An 18869-nucleotide genomic window follows, 5' to 3' on the forward strand; every position below is an offset into this window, starting at 1 on the left:
ATTCCGTATATCAGCAAGGGAGCGAGCTGGCATGAACGATGCGGCGCCGGCGATCGGATACGCGCCGGAGGAGATCCTGACGGGAGAGCCGACCCGCTCGTCCCGGCTGAAGTGGGTGGTCGTCGTCGCCGAGGCGTTGCCGGCGGGCCGGATCGTCAACGCCGCCGTTTGCGTCGCGGCGGCCACGGCGGCCGGGGTGCCGGGGCTCCTCGGCCCGGACGCGAAGGACGCGACCGGAGACCTCCATCCCGGCCTTCCCTGGGCGGGGTGCACGATCCTCGCCGCGTCGTCGTCCCGGATCGCGGAGATCAGGGCCGAGGCGGCCGCCTCGCAGGGGGTGTTCGTGGCCGACATGCCGGGCCTCGCCCAGCTCGTCCGCGTCTACGACGGATTCCTCGAGCGGATGTCCGCCGCGGACGCCGACGAGCTGGACTACTGCGCGGTCAGCGTCGTCGGCCCCCGCAAGACCGTCGACCGCCTCGTGCGCGGGCTCTCGCTGCTCGCCTGAAGATCAGCCGACCGCGGGGTAGGCGACTCCGGTGAGCTTCTCGGAGACCTCCCACAGTCGCGCGGCGGCCGCGTCGTCCAGGGCGCGCCTGGGCGCTCTGCCCTCGGCCGGTCCGCCGGTGAGCCCGCAGAACCCGTCCGGGCCGTAGTAGGCGCCCCCTCTCGCGTCCGGGCTGACGGCGGCGTGCAGGATCGGCAGGATTCCGGTGGGCACCTGCTGCCACAGTCCGGGGATCCGGTACAGGAGGCCGTACATCAGGCGCGTGCGCGTGACGGCGGCGCCGCCGTGCGTGGGGCCGGTGAACTGCAGGTTGGTGATCGTCGCACCTGGATGGGCGGCGTTGCTGAGGACGCCCCACCCGGCCTCTTCGCTGCGTCGGTGGAGCTCCCGGGCGAACAGCAGGTTCGCGATCTTGGAGCCGCCGTAGGCACGCTGCGGCCGGTATCTCTCGCTCTGCAGGTCGCCGAAGTTGAGCCGGCCCCACCAGGTGGAGATGCTGCTGACCGTGGTCACGCGGGGCGACTGCGCGGCTCGCAGTAACGGCAGCAGGTGCCCGGTCAGCGCGAAGTGCCCGAGGTGGTTGCCGCCGAACTGCGTCTCGAAGCCGTCCTCGGTCACGCCGCGCCTCGGCAGCGCCATGACGCCGGCGTTGTTGATCAGGAAGTCGATCGGCCGGCCTTCGGCCGCCAGTTCGGCGCCGAAGGCCGCCACGGTCTTGAGGGAGGTCAGGTCGAGGTGGCGGATCGTCAGCCGCGCGTCCGGCACCGCCGTACGCACCTCCTCGACCGCGGCTGCGCCCTTCGCGCGGTTCCTGACGGCGAGGACGACCTCGGCTCCCGCCTCGGCGAAACGGCGCGTCAGCCCGAGCCCGAGGCCGCTGTTCGCCCCCGTGATCACCGCGCGCCTTCCCGTGAGGTCGGGGACGGTCACGTCGGGCGCCGAACGTGCCATGGGGAGCTCCAGGGGGACGTGCCGCCAGGGTCACCGGCAAACTATCCCATCGTGATCAATTGTGGGGTGCGTACATGATGACGCCCACACCGACCAGGCAGATGGCGGCGCCGACGATGTCCCAGACGGTGGGACGGAACCCGTCGGCCACCATCCCCCACGCCAGCGAGCCGGCGACGAACACGCCGCCGTAGGCGGCCAGCACCCGCCCGAAATGAGCCTCCGGCTGGAATGTCGCGACGAAGCCGTACGCGGCGAGGGCCATGACGCCCGCGGCGATCCACCAGGGGCCGCGGTGTTCCCGCCACCCCTGCCAGACCAGCCACGCACCGCCGATCTCGGCGACGGCCGCGACGACGAAGAGCAGAATCGAACGGGCGACGGTCACGAACACGACCGTATCGGGCGGCGCCGAGGTGCGTCAGGCGGGCGCCTCGCGGAGCTGGTCGACTTGGACGCCGCGCAGCAGGAGCTCCGACGTCACGGCGGCGGCGACCAGGCTGAGGACGAGCACGGCGCAGGCCACGGCGATGACGGGAACGGGCACCAGCGAGTAGTCCAGCGGAGGCGTCACGGGGGTCTCGGCGAACTCGGGCACCCGCGGCAGCGCGGCCCAGGCCGCGACCAGGCCGGCGAGTATCCCGGTCAGCGCTCCCCACGACAACGTGATCGTCTGCTCCAGCAGCAGCGCCACCCGCAACGGCCGCACGCGGGCGCCCGCGGCCTCGAGGGCCGCCATCTCGTACGTGCGCCGCCGCGCGGCCGCGTGGAGGGCCAGCACGGCCCGGCCGAGCGCGAGCAGGGCGGCGACGCCCGCCGAGATGATGAGCAGGAGCAGCGCCAGGCCGGGTCCCTGACTCGTGTAGCCGGCGACGAGATCGTCCAGCGTCCGCATGCCGAGGACGGGGACGCCGTCCCTGCGCAGCGCGTCGCGCACCTCGTCCCCGCGGCCGGGGGCCGCCCAGATCTGGAACTCGGTCTTCGGGGAGTAGCCGTAGGCGACCCGGTCGGCCGTCTCCAGGTCCACGACGACCCCGGGGGCGTTCAGTCCAGGAAGGGCCCGGGTCGTGGCGACCGACTCGTAACCGGAGAAATAGACGTCGTCCAGGCCCGGCAGCTTCTGGCCCGCCGCCGTTCCCGACGACAGCCCGGGCATGGGGTCGGGGAAGGTGTCCGGCCTGCTCTCGCTGAAGTTCGGGTCGAAGGACAGGGGGAGCCCGCCGTCCGCGGTCGATGAGGTCGACGTCCACCTGGTCGGGTCGTCGAGCCCGGCGTCGACGGTGGTCCACCGGCCGTCGCGCCGCATCTCGAGCTTCGTGAGGAGCGCACTGCCGCTCGGCCGGTCCTCGAAGTTCGTGCCGGTGTCCCCCATCACCTCCATGCGCAGGCCGCGCAGCTCGCACGGTGCGGTGAGGCAGCCGCGCGGCAGCCCCCACTCGTGCACCGTGGTCCGCGCGTCCGGCCTGGCGAGCGGGATCGACGCAGGTCTGGTCTCGCCGGCGACCCGGAAATCGGCGTAGAGGATGGCGCTCCAGCCTTCCGGCAACGGCGGAGTGGTGATGTGGGCGCGGATCCGGTCGCCGGACAACATCACCCTGGGCGGCGGCGCAGAAGGGGAGAGTTTCGCCACCAGCCGGCTCAGTTCCTGGTCGTTCCCGTACGACGGCCGCCAGAGCGCGACCGCGGCGAAGAGGGCGGGGTCGGTGGCGAGCGTCGCCGGAGGACCGGGTGTCACGATGACGGGGGCCGTGCCCGGGATGGCCGCGGAGATCTTCCTCAGCGTCTCCGTGTCGGTTCTGGCAACGACGAAGACGGTCTCGGCGCCGTTGTGGACGCGCGCGACCTCCTGGTAGTTGCGCGAGGTCACCGACCAGGCCGCGACCGCGAAGACCGCGAGCCCGAGGCCCGCGGCGAGCACGACCACCGAGCTCGCCGTGGCCGAGCCGCGCGCGATCTGGCGCATGGCGAGGAAGGCGCCGATGTTCCCGCGGGTCCGGGTGAACCGGAACAGGGCGCGGCAGGCGAGCGGCAGGATCCGTCTGGCGATCATGGCGAGCGCCACCGCGAGCAGGCCCGGTGCGACGAGGGCGCTCGCGCGCTGGCCCGTCGTGTCGGTGATGGCGCCTCCCGCGACCAGCTCCGCGAGCCCCACCGCGGTGATCGCGAGCACCACCCCGTCGACGACCCAGGCGCGGCGATGCGCGCGGGGCGTGCGCCGCCACTGCTCGACGACGGGCTGCGTCACCGTCTGCCTGGCGGCCAGCGCCGTGGCCAGCAGGCCGCCGAAGACGGCGGCCACGCCGCACAGGACGGTGAAGCCGTCGACGGTGACCTCCAGATCCTTACGGAGGAGCGTCTCGCTCATCCGCTGGACCACCGCGAAGCTCGCGGCGAGCCCGAGAGGCAGCGCCGCGAGCAGGAGGAACGCGGGCTCGGACAGGCCGAACGCCCAGATCCGCAGGGTGGGCAGGCCGCGCAGCCTGGCCAGTGCGATCTCCTGCGCACGGGCGGCGACGAGGTCGCGGACGGTGAGGAACAACAGGAGCCAGCCGAGGGCCACGAGCTGGAGCGTCACCAGGGTCGTCGGCACCGACAGGGAGTCGAGATGCCGGTGGACGGCTGCCAGCGTGTCGTCCATGTAGCTGAAGACGGTCGTGGTCTGCCGGCTCTGCCCGAGGCCGCGCAGTTCGGCCTGGATGGACTCCAGCAGCGCGAGGCCGTCGCCGGTGATCTTCTGCGGGTCGATGTAGACGATGGCACTGCTGACCCACGACTCACCGGGGACGCCGACGACGCCACCCGTCGCCACCACGGACTTCGCCTGCGTGTCCGGCACGGTGAGGAGAGGGTCGCCGTTGCCCTCGGTGACCCCGGCCGTCTGCGGGAACAGGCTCCTGCCGTACCAGATGGGGTCGGCGGCGTCGGTCTCGTAGACGCCGACCACGCGCAAAGGGGTGAGCCGCGCGTCGTCGGAGCCGGACTCGCGCAGCAGGCGGAGTTTGACGGTCCCGCCGACCTTCAGGCCCGACGCGCCGGTGACCATGATCTCGTTGGCCGCCTCCGGGCACCGGCCCTCGAGCAGCCTCACGTGGTCGCACTGACCGTCGACCCACATCAGGGGGTAGGTCTTGGTGGCCTTGTCGTTGGGGCTGAGCAGCTCCGCCCCCTGGATGGGCGGAAGGAGGAAGGGCGCCCTGACGTGCTCCACCAGCCTGCCCGCGGTGTCCGTCACGGAGGTGACGCGCCAGCCGCGGTGATCGAGGAGCGCGTGGTCGAGCGTCTCACGCAGGAGCGTGGTGCGGGCGGCGTCGGTGTACATCGGGCCGAGCGACCCGGCGACCACGGGGAGGATCGCGACGACGAGCACGATCAGCGACAACCAGCGGCGCCGCCACAGTCCGCGGAGGATCACGGCTCGGCCCGCCTCAGGACGACGCCGTCGGGAAGCGGCTCCACCCGCGCCATGGAACCCGGAGGCAGCAGCTCGTGATATTCGGGCGGCAACTGGACGGCGCCCTCCCTTCCGATCACCACGAAGTCCTCTCCGCCTCTGCCCTCGGCGCCGATCCTGCCGTCCCTGATCGTGACCGTGCGGCCGGTGGCCTCGCTCACCCTGACGTCGTGCGTCACCACCACGGACGTCTCCCCGAGGTCCCTGATGAGCTCGATCACGGCCTGGCCGGTGGCGGCGTCGAGCTGGCTCGTCGGCTCGTCGGCCAGCAGCAGTCGCGGCCGGTTGGCCAGGGCGACCGCGACGGCCAGCCGCTGCTGCTCTCCCCCGGACAACCGCCCGGCCGGCTTGTCGCGGACCCCGGTCAGCCCGACCCGGTCGAGCAGGTCGCCCGCCGGCCTCCTGCCGCGCCGTCCGACGGCACGCTGGGCGAAGGTCACGTTCTGGACGGCGGTGGCGTAGGGGATGAGGTTGCGCGCCGGGTTCTGCAGGACCACTCCGATGTCCGCGGCCCTGAGCCGGTCCAGGGCGCGCGGTCCCAGCTTGCCGATCTCGGTGGTGCCCAGCCACAGACGGCCGGCGCTCGGCCGCAGCAGCCCGGCGAGCAGCCACAGCAGCGTCGACTTGCCCGCGCCCGACGGCCCGAGGAACGCGACGCTCTCCCCCTCCTCGATGACCAGGTCGATGTCGCGCAGGGCGACGACCTCGATCTCCTTGGTCTTGTAGATCTGCACGACGCCGTCGCAGCGCACCGCCGGTGTCATCGGACACCTGCCGTCGACCGCAGTTCCACGACCCGGTCGCAGCGCTCGGCCACCTCGGGGTCGTGTGTGGCGATCACGAGCGCGGCGGGAGCCGCCATCAGCGCCTCGAGGACCAGCATGCGGTTGACCTTGTCCTGCTCGGCCGTCGGCTCGTCGGCGAGGATGACGCCGGGCGCCAGAGCGAGGGCCCGGGCCACCGCCACGCGTTGTTGCTGGCCTCCGGACAGCTCCTCGATCAGGTGGTCCGCGTAGGGGGTGAGCCGCATGCGTCCCAGGACGTCCGCCGCCTCCGCGATCGCCTCCCGCGGCGGGCGGCCGGCCGCCCGCAGGGCCACCTCGATGTTCTCCGCGGCGGTCAGCAGCGAGACGAGTCCGTACGACTGGAAGACCAGGGTGAGGTTCCTGCGCAGGGACGGCTGCCCGTCGAGGGGAACCGAGCCGACGAGGACCCGTCCGGCGGACGGCGGGATGAGCCCGCCGAGCGTCGTGAGCAGGGTCGTCTTCCCTGAGCCGGAAGGTCCCATGATCGCGACCCGTTCGCCGGGCATGACCTCCAGCGACAGGTCCTTCACCACTTCCCTGCCGCCGGCCCGGCAGGCGAGCGACTGGCAGGACAGGGCTGGTTGGGGCATCATCTGCCTCCCCCTGATGCGACACCATCGCGTGGCCCGTTACGCGAAACAATCGGATAGATCACCTTGTGCGCTTCGCCGACCCTACGCCCGAGGAGATCACAGAGGTGTCACGATCACCCGACAGATCGCCATGATCCCCCCTTAGCCGTGACCCACCCCCTCAGCCGTGACCCACCCCCTTAGCCGTGATCATGCACGGATTCGCGGAAGTACCCGCCGACCTGCCCACCCCCGCCGCGTGATCATGCACAGATTCGCGTTCATGCCCGCTCACCTGCCGATACTCACCCCGTGATCATGCACGCTTTCGGCCGCGTACGGCCCGACCGGCGGAAACCCTGGCCGTGATCATGCACGGATTCGTCGCCGTGCCGTACGACCAGGGCGGACACACCGCGTGATCATGCAGATCACGCCTGGCCCCATGATGATCCACGCCGGAGTTAGGCTCTGGTGGTGACGATGGGGCGCGGCTCCCTGACGGGGGCGCTGAGCGGTCTCGCGAAGTCCTGTCACCCCGGGCCGACCGTGGCCGTCACCGCGCTGGTCACCGCCCTTGCTGTGGCCGCCGGACATGACACCTCGGGCAGCGTCCTGGTGGCGGCCGCCATTCTCACCGGTCAACTCTCAGTGGGCTGGTGCAACGACGCCGTCGACGCGGCCCGTGACACCGCCGCCGCTCGTGCCGAGAAGCCCATCGTCGCCGGACTGGTCGGCGTGAAGACGGTGTACGTGTCCGCGATCTCCGCGTTCGCCCTCTGCGTGCCGCTCTCGTTCGCCTGCGGCCTGCTCGCCGGTGCCGTCCACCTCGTCGCCGTCGCGGGAGCGTGGGCGTACAACCTCCGGCTGAAGGCGACCGTGTTGTCCTGGGCGCCGTACGTCGTGGGATTCGGCAGCCTGCCGATCTTCGTGACGACCGGGCTCCCCGGAGGGCCGTGGCCGGCGTGGTGGGCGGTCGCCGCGGCGGCTGCGCTCGGGCTCGGGGCGCATCTCGCGAACGTCCTGCCCGACATCGCACAGGACGTCGCCGTCGGAGTCCGCGGCTGGCCGCAACGTCTGGGGCCGTCCCGTGTCCGCACGTTGATCCCGGTTCCCCTGCTCGGGGCGTCGGCACTGCTCGTGTTCGCGCCTGCCGGGCCGCCGGGTTCTGTCGCGTGGGCCGCGCTGGCCGCGGCCTCCGTGTTCGGCGTCGCGGGTACGGCTCTCGCCGGCCTGTCACCGAGGGTCCCCTTCGCCGCGGCCATCGGGTGTGCGGCCGTCGATGTCGGCCTCCTCCTCGGGTCCGGAGTCGGTGTGGGCGTCTGACGGGCCGCGTCGCTGCATGATCACGAACGGCATATGCGCGGGCCAGACCGTGCGCGACCGAAAGCGTGCATGATCACGGAGTGAGTATTGGCAGGTGAGCGGGCATGAACGCGAATCCGTGCATGATCACGAGCAGGTGGAGGGCAGGTCACGGGGGCTCTTGACGAAGATGTGCATGATCACGGCAAGGGAAGGGGCTGGTCAGCGGGCATGGCCGCGAGCCTGTGCATGATCACCCCACGAGGGGGCGGGGGTGATCGGCATGGGGACGCTCTTGGCGGGCAAAAGAGATATGCCGAATCTTTCGCTACCCCGGGGGAATTGGATATGACGCGAATCGCCGCCGTCCACGGAGTCCTTCCCCCGAACAGGTATCCGCAGGCGGAGATCACCGACGTCTTCGCCAAGGTCTGCCTCCCCGACGGCGCCGACCGCAGACTGCTCGACCGGCTCCACGGCAGCGCCCGCGTCTCGCATCGCAATCTCGTGCTCCCCCTCGACCAGTACGGCGAGCTCGACGGGTTCGGCATGGCGAACGACCTGTTCATCGAGGCGGCCGTCGAACTCGGGGCCCAGGCGGTCGCGGGCGCACTCGACGCGGCGGGTCTCACCCCGGACGACGTCGACATGATCATGTGCACGTCCGTGACCGGCATCGCGGCCCCCTCCATCGACGCGCGGCTCGCGGGCCGCCTCGGCCTGCGCCCGGACGTGAAGCGGATCCCCGTCTTCGGCCTCGGCTGCGTGGCCGGCGCGGCGGGGATCGCCCGCCTGCACGACTACCTGCGCGGCTGGCCCGGTCATGTGGCCGTCCTGCTCTCGGTGGAACTGTGCTCACTCACGCTCCAGCGGGAGGACGGCTCGATCGCCAACCTGGTGGCGAGCGCGCTGTTCGGAGACGGCGCCGCGGCGGTCGTCGCCGTCGGCGACGACAGGCCCACCGCCGAGAGACCAACCGCTCCGAACCCGCAGAGCCCCGCCGCCCCTCACCCGCAGAGCACCACAGCCCAGGGGCCCACGGTCGTGGCCACCCGCAGCCGGCTCTACCCGTCCTCCCAGCGGGTGATGGGCTGGGACGTCCGCGACTCCGGCTTCAAGGTCGTGCTGGACGCCGGTGTGCCCGACGTCGTGCGGACCTACCTCGCCGACGACGTGACCGCCTTCCTCGGCGGCCACGGGCTGACCGCACCGGACATGACGGCCTGGGTGTGCCATCCGGGCGGGCCGAAGGTCCTCGAGGCCGTGGCGGACACGCTCGAACTGCCGACCGGGGCGCTCGACATGACCTGGCGGTCGCTGGACGCGATCGGGAACCTGTCCTCGTCCTCGGTCCTGCACGTGCTCAGGGACACCCTCGCCCTCCGCCCGCCGCCGCCCGGCACCCCGGGGCTGCTGATCGCCATGGGCCCCGGCTTCTGCTCCGAGCTCGTCCTGCTGCGCTGGTAGGACAGGGAGGTCCCGCACGTGTCGACCTGGTACGCATTACTCGTCGTCCTCGTCGCGGTGGAACGCCTCGCCGAACTGGTCGTGGCCCGCCGCAACGCCCGCTGGAGCCTCGCCCGAGGCGGCGTCGTCGCCGGACGCGGCCACTATCCCTGGATGGTCGCCCTCCACACGGGGCTGCTGTTCGGATGCCTGCTGGAGGTGTGGCTGGCCGACCGGCCGTTCGTTCCCGCGCTCGGCTGGCCCATGCTGGTCCTGGTCCTGGCGGCCCAGGGCCTGCGCTGGTGGTGCATCGCCACTCTCGGGCGCCAGTGGAACACCGAGGTCATCGTGGTGCCCGGTCTGCCGCTGGTGGCCCGCGGGCCGTACCGGCTGGCGTGGCTGCGCCATCCGAACTACGTGGCGGTGGCGGTCGAGGGGGCGGCGCTGCCGCTGGTTCACACCGCGTGGCTGACGGCGGCCGTCTTCACCGTGCTGAACGCGGCCCTCATGGTCGTGCGGATCCGCTGCGAGGAGTCCCTCATGGACCGGCTCTCCGCCGCGGCGGCCTCGGGCTCCCGATCGCAGGAGGGGGCGCCTGGATGATCGACGTACTCGTCGCGGGCGGCGGCCCGGCCGGGCTCGCGACCGCGATCAACGCCGCACTGGCCGGGATGGAGGCGGTCGTGGTGGAACCACGGGCCGGCCCCGTGGACAAGGCCTGCGGCGAGGGGCTGATGCCGACGGGAGCCGCCGCGCTCCGGTCGATGGGCGTCCTCATGGCGGGCAGGCCGTTCCGCGGGATCCGCTACCTCGACGGCAGCCACCGCGCCCAGGCGGCCTTCCACGACGGCCTCGGTGTCGGCGTGCGGCGTACGGTCCTGCACGCGGCGCTCGCCGAACGCGCGGAGAGTCTCGGCGTGCGCGTCGTCCCCGGCCACGTGGACGGCGTCAGCCAGGAGACCGGATCTGTGCTCGCCTCAGTGAGCGACCGTACCGTGAGCGCGCGGTGGCTGGTCGCCGCCGACGGGCTGCACTCCCCCATCCGGGCGATGCTCGGACTGGATCCGCCCCCTTCCCGCCTCCGGAGGTACGGCCTGCGCCGCCATTACCGGACGGCCCCGTGGACCGACTTCGTGGAGGTGCACTGGGCCCCCGGAGGCGAGGCGTACGTCACCCCGGTGGGCGACGACCTCGTCGGCGTGGCCGTGCTGAGCTCCCGGCGCCGGGCCTACGACGAGCACCTGTCGGAGTTCCCCGATCTGCGGGCCCGCCTGGACTGCCCCGCGGCGACCCCGGTGCGCGGTGCGGGGCCCCTGCTCCAGCGCGTACGGTCCCGGGTGGCCGGGCGGGTGCTGCTGGTCGGGGACGCGGCGGGCTACATGGACGCCCTCACCGGCGAGGGCCTGTCGCTGGCGGTGTTGTCGTCGCAGGCTCTGGTCCGCTGCCTGCGGGCGGGGCGGCCCGAGGCCTACGAGCAGGCCTGGCGCCGCATATCCCTGCGCCACCGGCTGCTGACCGCCGCCCTCCTCGCGGCCCGCCGTCACCAGGGGTCCGCGCGTCTCGTCGTCCCTGCGGCGCAGCGGATGCCCGCGCTCTTCGGCGCCGCCGTACGAGCCCTCGCCTGAGAGTCCCGGTTAACCGCCGTGCGGCCGGTCCGCGTCGCGGTGAATGGTGAGGGCGAGATCACCGAGGATCGGGCCGTCGAACTGGTCGAGGCGCTGCTGTCGCCGATGCGGCAGCGGTCGCCGTGGATGCCTGAACTCGCCGTCCTCCACGTGGAGGAACACGCCCTCGGCTGGCTGGTCTTCTGGCAGTCGGTGGAGTACGTCCGCGGCCGCGACTTGGAGCACATGCTGGCGGGCCACGGCCCTTACCTGGTGGACCGGCAGGACGGGAGCATCCACCACATCCCCGTCACCACGTACGTGAGTGAGGACTGGGAGGCTCTGTACGTTCAGCAGATCAAGGACGTCCGACCGCCTGATCCGCTGGCCACGGCCGTCCGGGAGCTCACGCGCTCCGAGGGGGCCATGGCCGCGATGCGCCACCTGCGCAAGCATGCCCCGCAGCTGGGACCGCGAGAGGCGAAGGCCTATGTCATGGCCGTGCGGGACGGCGCGGAGCCGCCGGAGGAACTCGCGAACCTCACCAGGAAACAGGAGGCGATCCCGGCGCTGTCCATCGACACGGTGGCCGGACCGACAGGTGGTCCCATCGAGAGAGGGGGATCCTGAGACCCCAGATTCGCCGCCGCAAGCGGGCGGAATTCTCTATCCTCGTCAACCGAATCACGCGCATCGCGACGATTCCGGCATCCATCCGGCACGCCGCGAATAGAACGCAATTCGATCCGCATTAAGTCGCCATATTTATCGACTTTCATGCGATGATCTGGCGGTGCATTCGAAAGCGAGGCCGGTCCTCTGGCGAGGATGACTGGAGGATCTTCACTTGCCCAGCTCCGCCGTGCTCGCCCTCGCCGCCGTGACGATCTGCCTCGTGTGCGCCGCCCTCGCCGTGCTCGCCTGCCGTTCACGACGGTCCCGCCGTCCGGACGGCGAAGCCCTGCGCAAGGCCGCGGCCGAGGCGCGTGAACAGCTCGGCCGCGACGTGCACGACCTGGTCGGCAGCCGCCTCTGGCTGGCCTCCCTCCAGGGCGAGCTCGCCTACCGCCTCGCCGACGAGAACTCCCCCGTGCGGCCGGCCCTGGCCAACGTGATCGAGTCCGTCCGCAGGGCGGCGACCGACATCCGCAACGTGACCCGGTCCTACCAGGAGATCTCCCTCTGGTCGGAGATCGCCGACGCCAGGGCCGTCCTCACCGCGCGCGGCGTCGACTGCACTCTTCAGGTGGCGGACGTCGCGCTCGCCCCCGACGCCGGCGCCTTCTTCGCGGTCACGGTGCGCGAGGCGGTGACCAACGTGCTCCGGCACAGCGACGCACGTCGCTGCCTCATCGAGATGCGGCCGACGGGCCGGTCGGTCACCCTCACCGTCGCCAACGACGGCGTGGAGCCCATGACCCGCCCGCGGAGCGGCACCGGCATCGACAGCCTGCGCGTCCGCGCGGCCGCCCTCGACGGCACGGTCAGCACGATCCTCGACCTGGACGGCTGGTTCCGGCTGGTGACGGAGCTCCCCACGCGTTCCTCCCGCTGACCTGCCCGGACCGGTCCCGCCACTCTCCGGAAGCCAGGCCGCCTCGGCCCGTCACCTGTGAGTTCGGCCGATTCCACACGCATGCGTCCGGCCCGTCCATGGGTTCGTCATGCGATGTCCCATGACCAGAATCACGGGTGGCCGCATGACGGACACCTATGCAGGTGTTGACTCACGTAACTTGGCCCAACCCCTTAATTCCGGAATTCTTTGAAGCGATCGGCCTAAGGGGAAATCTTGTGATTAACACGTACGAGAATTATTGCTTCGCGGATCCTTTCTTTTATGACACGCTCGACCGCAAACGCGCCGAGCACCCGGACTTCGCCGTCGCCGGCCGTGCCCTTCCCGACGGCTGGGCACATGTGGCGACGGACACCTGGTCGCACTACGCGCCGTCCCGCGGACGGCTGCCGCAGCAGGGATGGAAGATCCACGTCTCGTCGTGTCTCGATCAGGCCGAGCAGGTGCTCGCGGCGGTGTGGGACTACTGCGTCACCCACGGTCTGGCGTTCAAGTTCCTGCGCGGCCGGCGCGTGATGATGATGCGGAACTCGAAGTACGCCGGCCGCGACTCCAGCGGCAAGCTCGTGACGATCTACCCGGTCGACGAGGTCCAGCTGGAGCTCGTACTCAAGGACCTCGCGGAGATCCTCGAGGGCGTCGCGGGGCCGTACATCTTGAGCGACCTGCGCTACGGCGCCGGCCCGCTGTTCGTGCGGTACGGCGGCTTCGCCGAACGGTATTGCGTGACGGACGGCGGCGAGCGGGTGCTCGCGATCGAGAACCCCGAAGGCGAACTCGTTCCCGACGTCCGCGGGCCCGCCTTCGTCCTCCCGCCGTGGGTGACGCTCCCCGGGTTCCTCGAACCGCATCTGGCCGCCAGGAACTCCGTCACCATGGAGGGCCTGCCGTACCGGGTGGACAGCGTGCTGCACTTCTCCAACGGGGGCGGCGTCTACCTCGGGACCGACGTCCGCACGGGCGAGCGCGTCGTGCTCAAGGAGGCGCGTCCGCACGCGGGACTGGACACCGCCGGCCGGGACGCGGTCACCCGTCTCCGGCACGAGGCCGAGATCATGGATCGGCTGGCCGGGCTGGACGTGGTGCCCGCCCTGCGCGACTACTTCACCCTCGGGGAGCACCACTTCCTCGTCCAGGAGCACGTGGACGGCACGACCCTGAGCCGGCTCATCGCGCAGAAGCACCCGCTGACAAGTTCGGACGAGGACGACGACGCCCTCGCCGGCTACACCCGGTGGGCGGTCGACATGCTCGCCGAGGTGCGCAGGGCGCTGGCGGCCCTGCACGAGCGGGGCGTGGTGTTCGGCGACCTGCACCCGTTCAACGTCCTCGTCGACGGGGAGCGCGTGGTGCTCATCGACTTCGAGGTCTCCTCTCTGGCGGCCGACCGCAAACGGCCCACGCTGGCCAACCCCGGGTTCGTCCCGCCGCCGGGCCGCACGGGCGTGGATGCGGACGCGTACGCGCTCGCCTGCCTACACCTCGGCATGTTCGCCCCGATGGCCACGATGATGTTGCCGCTCCACCGGCCGAAGGCCGTCGACCTGGGCCGGCTGGTCACGGAGACGTTCCCGGTCTCCCCCGGGCTGATCACGGCCGCCGTACGGACGATCGTGGGCCACGAGCCGCCCGCGCCTCCCGCGAGCATGCTGGCGAACAGCTGGCCGGCGATCAGGGAGTCCGTCACCAGGGCGATCCTGGCGAGCGCGACGCCCGGCCGCGGCGACCGGCTGTTCCCCGGAGACATCGTCCAGTTCCAGCCGGGTGGAGGCGTCAGCCTCGCCAACGGAGCCGCCGGCGTGCTGCACGCGCTCGCGGTCACGGGCGCAGGGCGCTTCCCCGACCACGAGGACTGGCTGGTCGAACGGGCCAAGGACCCGGCGGCGGGCATCGGGTTCTACAACGGGCTGCACGGCGTCGCCTACGCGCTCGAGGCGCTCGGCCGCAGTGAGGACGCGCTCGACGTGGCCGAGGTCTGCGCGGGGCAGGGCTGGGAGCACCTCGACCTGAGCCTGTATCGCGGCATCGCCGGGATCGCGCTGAACCTGCTCCATCTCCAGGACGTCACCGGCGAGGCGGCGTTCGGCGACCAGGCGTTCGACATGGTCGAGGTGGTGGCGGACCGGCTCGGGGGCCCCGGCGACGTGCCCGAGATCAGCGGCGGCGTCCACCCGCACGCCGGCCTGATGTACGGCTCGGCCGGGCCCGCCCTCATGTTCCTGCACGCCTACGAGCGGACCGGCGACATGAGCCTGCTCGACCTGGCGGCGACCGCGCTGCGGCAGGACCTCAGGCGCTGTGTCCGCAGGGACGACGGCCAGCTCCACGTGCAGCAGGGCTGGCGGACCAACCCCTACCTCGACGAGGGGTCGGCCGGCATCGGCCTGGTCCTGGCCCGCTATCTCTCACACAGGCGGGACGAGCGGTTCGCCGAGGCGATGGAGGCCATGCGCCCCGTCACCACCCTGTCGTACTTCATCCAGCCGGGCCTGTTCGCCGGGCGCGCAGGCATGATCGCCTGCCTCGGGATGGAGGGCCGGCGGGACGCGGCCGCGCGGCAGATCTCACGCCTGGCCTGGCATGAGCTGCCCTACAGGAACGGCCTCGCCTTCCCCGGAGCCCAGTTGCTCCGGTTGTCGATGGATTTCGCAACGGGGAGTGCCGGAGTGCTGTTCGCGCTCGGCGCCGTGCTGCACGACGAGCCGGTGCGCCTCCCCTTCTTCAAGCCCCCCGGAAGGCGTAAGGCGCAGGGGCCCCTGCGTGAGCCCGCCGGGTCCACCATCCCGACGAGTAGTGGAAGGAGGTGTTCGTAATGGCACTTCTCGACCTTCAGACGCTCGAGACCCCCGGTGGTCACGGCGGCGGTCACGGTGGAGGCGGCGGCAGCAACCTGAGCCTGCTGGCCTGCACCCCGCACGAGAACAGCAGCCTCAGCCTGCTCTGCGGGCGGTGACGATTTAGCACGACAGGTCTGGGCGGCCCTCGCGGCCGCCCAGGCTCTCGTTTCTCCGGGACCCTCCGAGCCGAGGCCTCATGCCGGTTCGGGGAGGTCCAAGGTCCAGGGAGGGGCCGATGTCCTCACGAGCGGCGGACGCGCTGATCAGCACGGCCGCCAGGCACAGCGGCCGGTGGCTGTGGCTCCTCACCGCCACCGCGCTGGCCGGCTCCGTCGCGGAGCTGTTCCTCCCGATGGCGCTCGGCCGCACGCTCGACACCCTGACGGGGGCCACGCCGGACGGCCACGGGTGGCTGCCCGCGACCGTGCTCCTCGTGGTCTTCCTCGTTGCCTGTGACGCGCTCGGCGTCCTGTCGTCCGGCGCGAGCGGGGCGCACGCGGCGCTGTGGCTGCGCCGCCGCGTCGTCGGCCACATCCTCGCCGTCGGGGCGGCCATGACCAGGCGTTTCACGACCGGGGACCTGGTGACCCGCGCGGGGGTGAACGTGGAGGAGGCCGCACGCGCGCCCGAGTCCGTCGTCACGGCCGCGTCGCTGGTCATCCCCTCCGCCGGGAGCGTGGTCGCCCTCGCCCTCATCGATCCGTGGCTGGCGGTGACGCTCGTCGCGGGTCTGCTCGCCATCGTCGGCGTCGTCCGGGCGTTCATGCGCAAGACGACGGCGGCCGCGGGCGGCTACCAGCAGGCTCAGGGCGAAATCGCGGCCCGGCTCGTCGGCGCCCTCGCGGGTGCGAGCACGATCACGGCGGCGGGCACCCAGGAGCAGGAGGTGCGCCGCGTCCTCCTGCCGCTCCCCCGGCTCCGCTCACACGGGCTGGCGCTGTGGCGGCTCCACGCGCGTGCGGGTGTGCAGGCGGCCGTGGTGATCCCGCTGCTGGAGACGGCGGTGCTCGCCGTCGGCGGGCTCAGGCTCGCGAGCGGCGCCCTCACCGTCGGCGAACTGCTCGCCGGAGCCCGCTACGCCGTGCTCGGCGCGGGCCTCGGCTCGGCGATCGGCTACGCGGGCCGGCTCGCCCGCGCCCGGTCGGCCGCCCACCGCCTCGAACGTCTGCTGGCGGAGCGGCCCCTTTCGTACGGCTCCCGCCCGCCGGCCGGAGGGCGCGGGCGGCTGGAGTTCCGCAGGGTCACCGTCCGGGCGAACGGCACGCCTCTGCTGAGCGACATCGATCTGGTGGTCCCCGGCGGGTGCTGCGTGGCGGTCGTCGGCCGGTCGGGCTCGGGCAAGTCGTCGCTCGCGGCGGTGGCGGGCAGACTGGTCGACCCGGACTGGGGGTCGGTGCTGCTCGACGGTGTTCCACTGCCGGAGATCGGGCGTGATCAGCTGCGCCGCGCGGTCGGGTACGCGTTCGAGCGTCCGGTCCTGCTCGGCGCGACCGTCGGTGACGCCGTCGCCTTCGGGCAGCGGTGGCCGGACGCCGCCCGGGTCCAGGAGGCGGCGCAGGACGCGTGCGCCGACGTGTTCATCCGCCGCCTGCCCCGGGGATACGCCACGCCGACGGCGGCGGCGCCGATGTCGGGCGGCCAGGCCCAGCGCGTCGGCCTCGCCCGGGCGTTCGCCCAGGCCGAGCGCCTCCTCATCCTCGACGACGCCATGTCGAGCCTCGACACCCTCACCGAGCGCCAGGTCAGCCGCGCGCTCACCGGCAGGCTCGCGGACCGGACCCGCCTGGTCGTCGCCCACCGGGTCGCCACCGCGGCCCGGGCCGACCAGGTCGTCTGGCTGGAGAACGGGCGTGTGCGCGCACACGGCACGCATGAGTCGCTGTGGGCCGACCCGGACTACCGGGCGGTCTTCCAGGGGGCCACATGAGTGGCGGGCTCGTGTGGATCTTCCTTCGCCGGTCGTTGTCGCGGGAGCCGTACCGGATCGTCCGGCTGAGCGCCTGGTCACTGGCCGAGGTGGTGCCCGCGTTCGCGGGAGGTCACGCGGTGGCGAGGGCCGTGGACGACGGGTTCGCGGCGGGGCGTCCCGGGACGGGACTCGCCTGGCTCGCCCTGCTGGCCGCCGCCTGGCTGCTGGCCGCCGTCGCGGCCCGCCAGATCCTGTTGAACATCGCGGCGGTGGTCGAGCCCTTCCGCGACGACCTGCTGACCCGCGTGGTCTCCGGCGCGTTGCGCGCGGGGCGTGACGGCGACGCCGCGGCGGTGGCCAGGATGAACCATCAGGTCGAGCTCGCGAGGGACGCGCTCGGGGCGATCATCACCGTGGTCAGGTCGTTCGTGTTCACCCTGGTCAGCGTCGCGATCGGCATGATGACGCTCGCCCCGGAGGTGGTGCCGCTCGTGTTGCCCCCCGTGCTGCTCGGCCTGGGCCTGTTCCTCGCGTCCCTGCCCGCGCTGGCCCGGCGGCAGCGGGACTTCATCGTGGCCGACGAGCGGACCGCCTCGGCGGTTGCCGTCATGGCGGGCGGACTGCGCGACGTCTCGGCCTGCGGGGCGGAGGTCCGCGTCGCCGCCACCGTGGGCCGCCAGATCGGCGACCAGGCCCGGGCCGCCAGATCGCTGGCCAGGGTCACGGCCACCCGGACGTTGTCGCTCGCCGTGGGCGGCTGGCTGCCGATCCTCCTGCTGCTCGCGGGGACACCGTGGCTGCTCGGCCGGGGTCTGACGGCGGGAGTGGTGCTCGGGGCCCTCACGTACGTCATGCAGTCGCTCACTCCCGCGCTGTCCGGGCTCGTCCAGGGGCTCGGCGTCAGCGGGGTACGGCTGGCCGTCACTCTGGAGCGGATCCTCGGCGACCAGGGCCCGCCGGAGTCGGGCGGGCCGCGGCGGCGTCCCGAGGGCACGCGACTGGAGCTGACGGGGGTCGCCTTCGCGTACGGGCCCAAAGCGGAGCCGGTGATCGACGGTCTGGATCTCGTCGTGCCGGAAGGCGACCACCTCGCGGTCGTGGGGCCGAGCGGGATCGGCAAGTCCACCCTCGCCGGGCTCGTCGCCGGGGTGCTGCGCCCCACGGAGGGCTCGGTGCTGGTCGGCGGCGTCCCCGCGAACGAGACGCACGAGGCGGTACGCGCGCTGATCCCGCAGGAGGCCTACGTCTTCCACGGAAGCCTCGCGGAGAACCTCACCTACCTCACCCCCGAGGCGCCGGCCGAGGCCGTCGACGAGGCTGTCGCGGCCTTCGGGCTGGCCGGCCTGGCCCAGCGGTTCGACGGCTACGACACCGAGATCGATCCGGCCGAGCTGTCCGCCGGAGAGCGGCAGCTGATCGCGCTGGCCAGGACCTATCTGTCCCCCGCGCGGCTGGTCGTGCTCGACGAGGCGACCTGCCATCTCGACGCCGCCGCCGAGGCCAGAGCCGAGGCCGCGTTCGCCGCGAGGGGCGGGACGCTGATCGTCGTCGCCCACCGGATCTCGTCCGCGCTGCGTGCCCGCCGCGTCCTGGTCATGGACGGCACCCGCGTGCTGGTCGGAACGCACGAGGACCTGGTCGGCGCCTCGCCGCTCTACGCCGACCTCGTCGGCCTATGGGTGGATCACCGCCTGCCCCAAGGGATCCCCACCCCCTCCCCCCGCCCATGACCACGCCCCCCTGGCCGTGACCACGCACCCCTTGCCGTGACCACGCCCCCCTGGCCGTGATCATGCACAGGTTCGTGATCACGCCCTCCCACCTGCCCGTTCCCTTGGCGTGATCATGCACAGACTCGCGATCAACACGCGTGACCAGGGAGAACGCCAATCGTGATCATG

16 protein-coding genes are annotated in these 18869 nt (G+C 72.2%); 11 read left to right on the forward strand and 5 right to left on the reverse strand.

Annotated features, from left to right (window positions below):
• Window positions 1-31: 31 nt before the first annotated feature.
• A complete protein-coding gene (locus tag Pka01_RS29175) occupies window positions 32-508 on the forward strand; it encodes a DUF2000 domain-containing protein (protein WP_203886126.1) in 477 nt (158 codons plus the stop codon).
• Between the two features lie 3 nt (window positions 509-511).
• Here Pka01_RS29175 and Pka01_RS29180 read toward each other — a convergent pair whose 3' ends face one another.
• From Pka01_RS29180 to Pka01_RS29200, 5 genes are read right to left on the reverse strand one after another with little or no spacing between them, the layout of a single operon-like run.
• Window positions 512-1459 (reverse strand): SDR family oxidoreductase, encoded by a 948-nt coding sequence (locus Pka01_RS29180; protein WP_203886127.1) that lies wholly within the window; start codon window positions 1457-1459, stop codon window positions 512-514.
• 55 nt (window positions 1460-1514) lie between these two features.
• A complete protein-coding gene (locus Pka01_RS29185; protein ID WP_203886128.1) occupies window positions 1515-1847 on the reverse strand; it encodes a YnfA family protein in 333 nt (110 codons plus the stop codon).
• Window positions 1848-1880: 33 nt separating this feature from the next.
• On the reverse strand, window positions 1881-4871 hold the full coding sequence (locus Pka01_RS29190) for an FtsX-like permease family protein (protein WP_203886129.1): 2991 nt from the start codon (window positions 4869-4871) through the stop codon (window positions 1881-1883).
• The gene (locus tag Pka01_RS29195; protein ID WP_203886130.1) at window positions 4868-5674 is read right to left on the reverse strand and encodes an ABC transporter ATP-binding protein; all 807 of its coding nucleotides are present in this window, start codon (window positions 5672-5674) and stop codon (window positions 4868-4870) included. The genes Pka01_RS29190 and Pka01_RS29195 overlap by 4 nt, the downstream gene beginning before the upstream one ends.
• Window positions 5671-6309, reverse strand: coding sequence for an ABC transporter ATP-binding protein (locus tag Pka01_RS29200; protein ID WP_203886131.1), 639 nt, complete (start codon window positions 6307-6309; stop codon window positions 5671-5673). Before Pka01_RS29200 ends, Pka01_RS29195 begins: the two co-directional genes overlap by 4 nt.
• Before the next feature lie 462 nt (window positions 6310-6771).
• Between Pka01_RS29200 and Pka01_RS29205 the strand changes: the two genes are divergently transcribed.
• The 10 genes from Pka01_RS29205 (at window position 6772) to Pka01_RS29250 (ending at window position 18698) form a co-directional block, all read left to right on the forward strand.
• Window positions 6772-7614: a UbiA family prenyltransferase gene (locus Pka01_RS29205; protein WP_203886234.1), complete on the forward strand. Its 843-nt coding sequence runs from the start codon at window positions 6772-6774 to the stop codon at window positions 7612-7614.
• Between the two features lie 327 nt (window positions 7615-7941).
• Complete coding sequence (locus Pka01_RS29210; RefSeq protein WP_203886132.1) at window positions 7942-9060, forward strand: type III polyketide synthase; 1119 nt, start codon at window positions 7942-7944, stop codon at window positions 9058-9060.
• Window positions 9061-9078: 18 nt separating this feature from the next.
• On the forward strand, window positions 9079-9642 hold the full coding sequence (locus Pka01_RS29215; protein ID WP_203886133.1) for an isoprenylcysteine carboxyl methyltransferase family protein: 564 nt from the start codon (window positions 9079-9081) through the stop codon (window positions 9640-9642).
• Window positions 9639-10664 (forward strand): NAD(P)/FAD-dependent oxidoreductase, encoded by a 1026-nt coding sequence (locus Pka01_RS29220; protein WP_203886134.1) that lies wholly within the window; start codon window positions 9639-9641, stop codon window positions 10662-10664. Before Pka01_RS29215 ends, Pka01_RS29220 begins: the two co-directional genes overlap by 4 nt.
• Before the next feature lie 18 nt (window positions 10665-10682).
• Entirely contained in the window at window positions 10683-11273 is a 591-nt protein-coding gene (locus Pka01_RS29225) for a YrhB domain-containing protein (protein ID WP_203886135.1), read from the forward strand.
• Between the two features lie 217 nt (window positions 11274-11490).
• Window positions 11491-12198, forward strand: a complete 708-nt coding sequence (locus Pka01_RS29230) for a sensor histidine kinase (protein WP_203886136.1) — start codon at window positions 11491-11493, stop codon at window positions 12196-12198.
• A gap of 239 nt (window positions 12199-12437) precedes the next feature.
• A complete protein-coding gene (lanKC, locus tag Pka01_RS29235; RefSeq protein WP_203886137.1) occupies window positions 12438-15035 on the forward strand; it encodes a class III lanthionine synthetase LanKC in 2598 nt (865 codons plus the stop codon).
• Window positions 15035-15175: a SapB/AmfS family lanthipeptide gene (locus Pka01_RS29240; RefSeq protein WP_203886138.1), complete on the forward strand. Its 141-nt coding sequence runs from the start codon at window positions 15035-15037 to the stop codon at window positions 15173-15175. Before lanKC ends, Pka01_RS29240 begins: the two co-directional genes overlap by 1 nt.
• Window positions 15176-15294: 119 nt before the next feature.
• Entirely contained in the window at window positions 15295-16986 is a 1692-nt protein-coding gene (locus Pka01_RS29245; RefSeq protein ID WP_203886139.1) for an ABC transporter ATP-binding protein, read from the forward strand.
• The gene (locus tag Pka01_RS29250; protein ID WP_203886140.1) at window positions 16983-18698 is read left to right on the forward strand and encodes an ATP-binding cassette domain-containing protein; all 1716 of its coding nucleotides are present in this window, start codon (window positions 16983-16985) and stop codon (window positions 18696-18698) included. The genes Pka01_RS29245 and Pka01_RS29250 overlap by 4 nt, the downstream gene beginning before the upstream one ends.
• Window positions 18699-18869 lie beyond the last annotated feature (171 nt).

Source organism: Planotetraspora kaengkrachanensis (assembly GCF_016862895.1).
GTDB classification, from domain to species: domain Bacteria; phylum Actinomycetota; class Actinomycetes; order Streptosporangiales; family Streptosporangiaceae; genus Planotetraspora; species Planotetraspora kaengkrachanensis.

Excerpts from the sequence above, each read along its gene's own strand:
- Pka01_RS29200 (WP_203886131.1), bottom strand. The coding sequence starts at position 6,309 with ATGATGCCCCAACCAGCCCTGTCCTGCCAGTCGCTCGCCTGCCGGGCC.
- Pka01_RS29175 (WP_203886126.1), top strand. The coding sequence starts at position 32 with ATGAACGATGCGGCGCCGGCGATCGGATACGCGCCGGAGGAGATCCTG.
- Pka01_RS29210 (WP_203886132.1), top strand. The coding sequence starts at position 7,942 with ATGACGCGAATCGCCGCCGTCCACGGAGTCCTTCCCCCGAACAGGTAT.
- Pka01_RS29195 (WP_203886130.1), bottom strand. The coding sequence starts at position 5,674 with ATGACACCGGCGGTGCGCTGCGACGGCGTCGTGCAGATCTACAAGACC.
- Pka01_RS29180 (WP_203886127.1), bottom strand. The coding sequence starts at position 1,459 with ATGGCACGTTCGGCGCCCGACGTGACCGTCCCCGACCTCACGGGAAGG.
- Pka01_RS29250 (WP_203886140.1), top strand. The coding sequence starts at position 16,983 with ATGAGTGGCGGGCTCGTGTGGATCTTCCTTCGCCGGTCGTTGTCGCGG.
- Pka01_RS29220 (WP_203886134.1), top strand. The coding sequence starts at position 9,639 with ATGATCGACGTACTCGTCGCGGGCGGCGGCCCGGCCGGGCTCGCGACC.
- Pka01_RS29240 (WP_203886138.1), top strand. The coding sequence starts at position 15,035 with ATGGCACTTCTCGACCTTCAGACGCTCGAGACCCCCGGTGGTCACGGC.
- Pka01_RS29205 (WP_203886234.1), top strand. The coding sequence starts at position 6,772 with ATGGGGCGCGGCTCCCTGACGGGGGCGCTGAGCGGTCTCGCGAAGTCC.
- Pka01_RS29245 (WP_203886139.1), top strand. The coding sequence starts at position 15,295 with ATGTCCTCACGAGCGGCGGACGCGCTGATCAGCACGGCCGCCAGGCAC.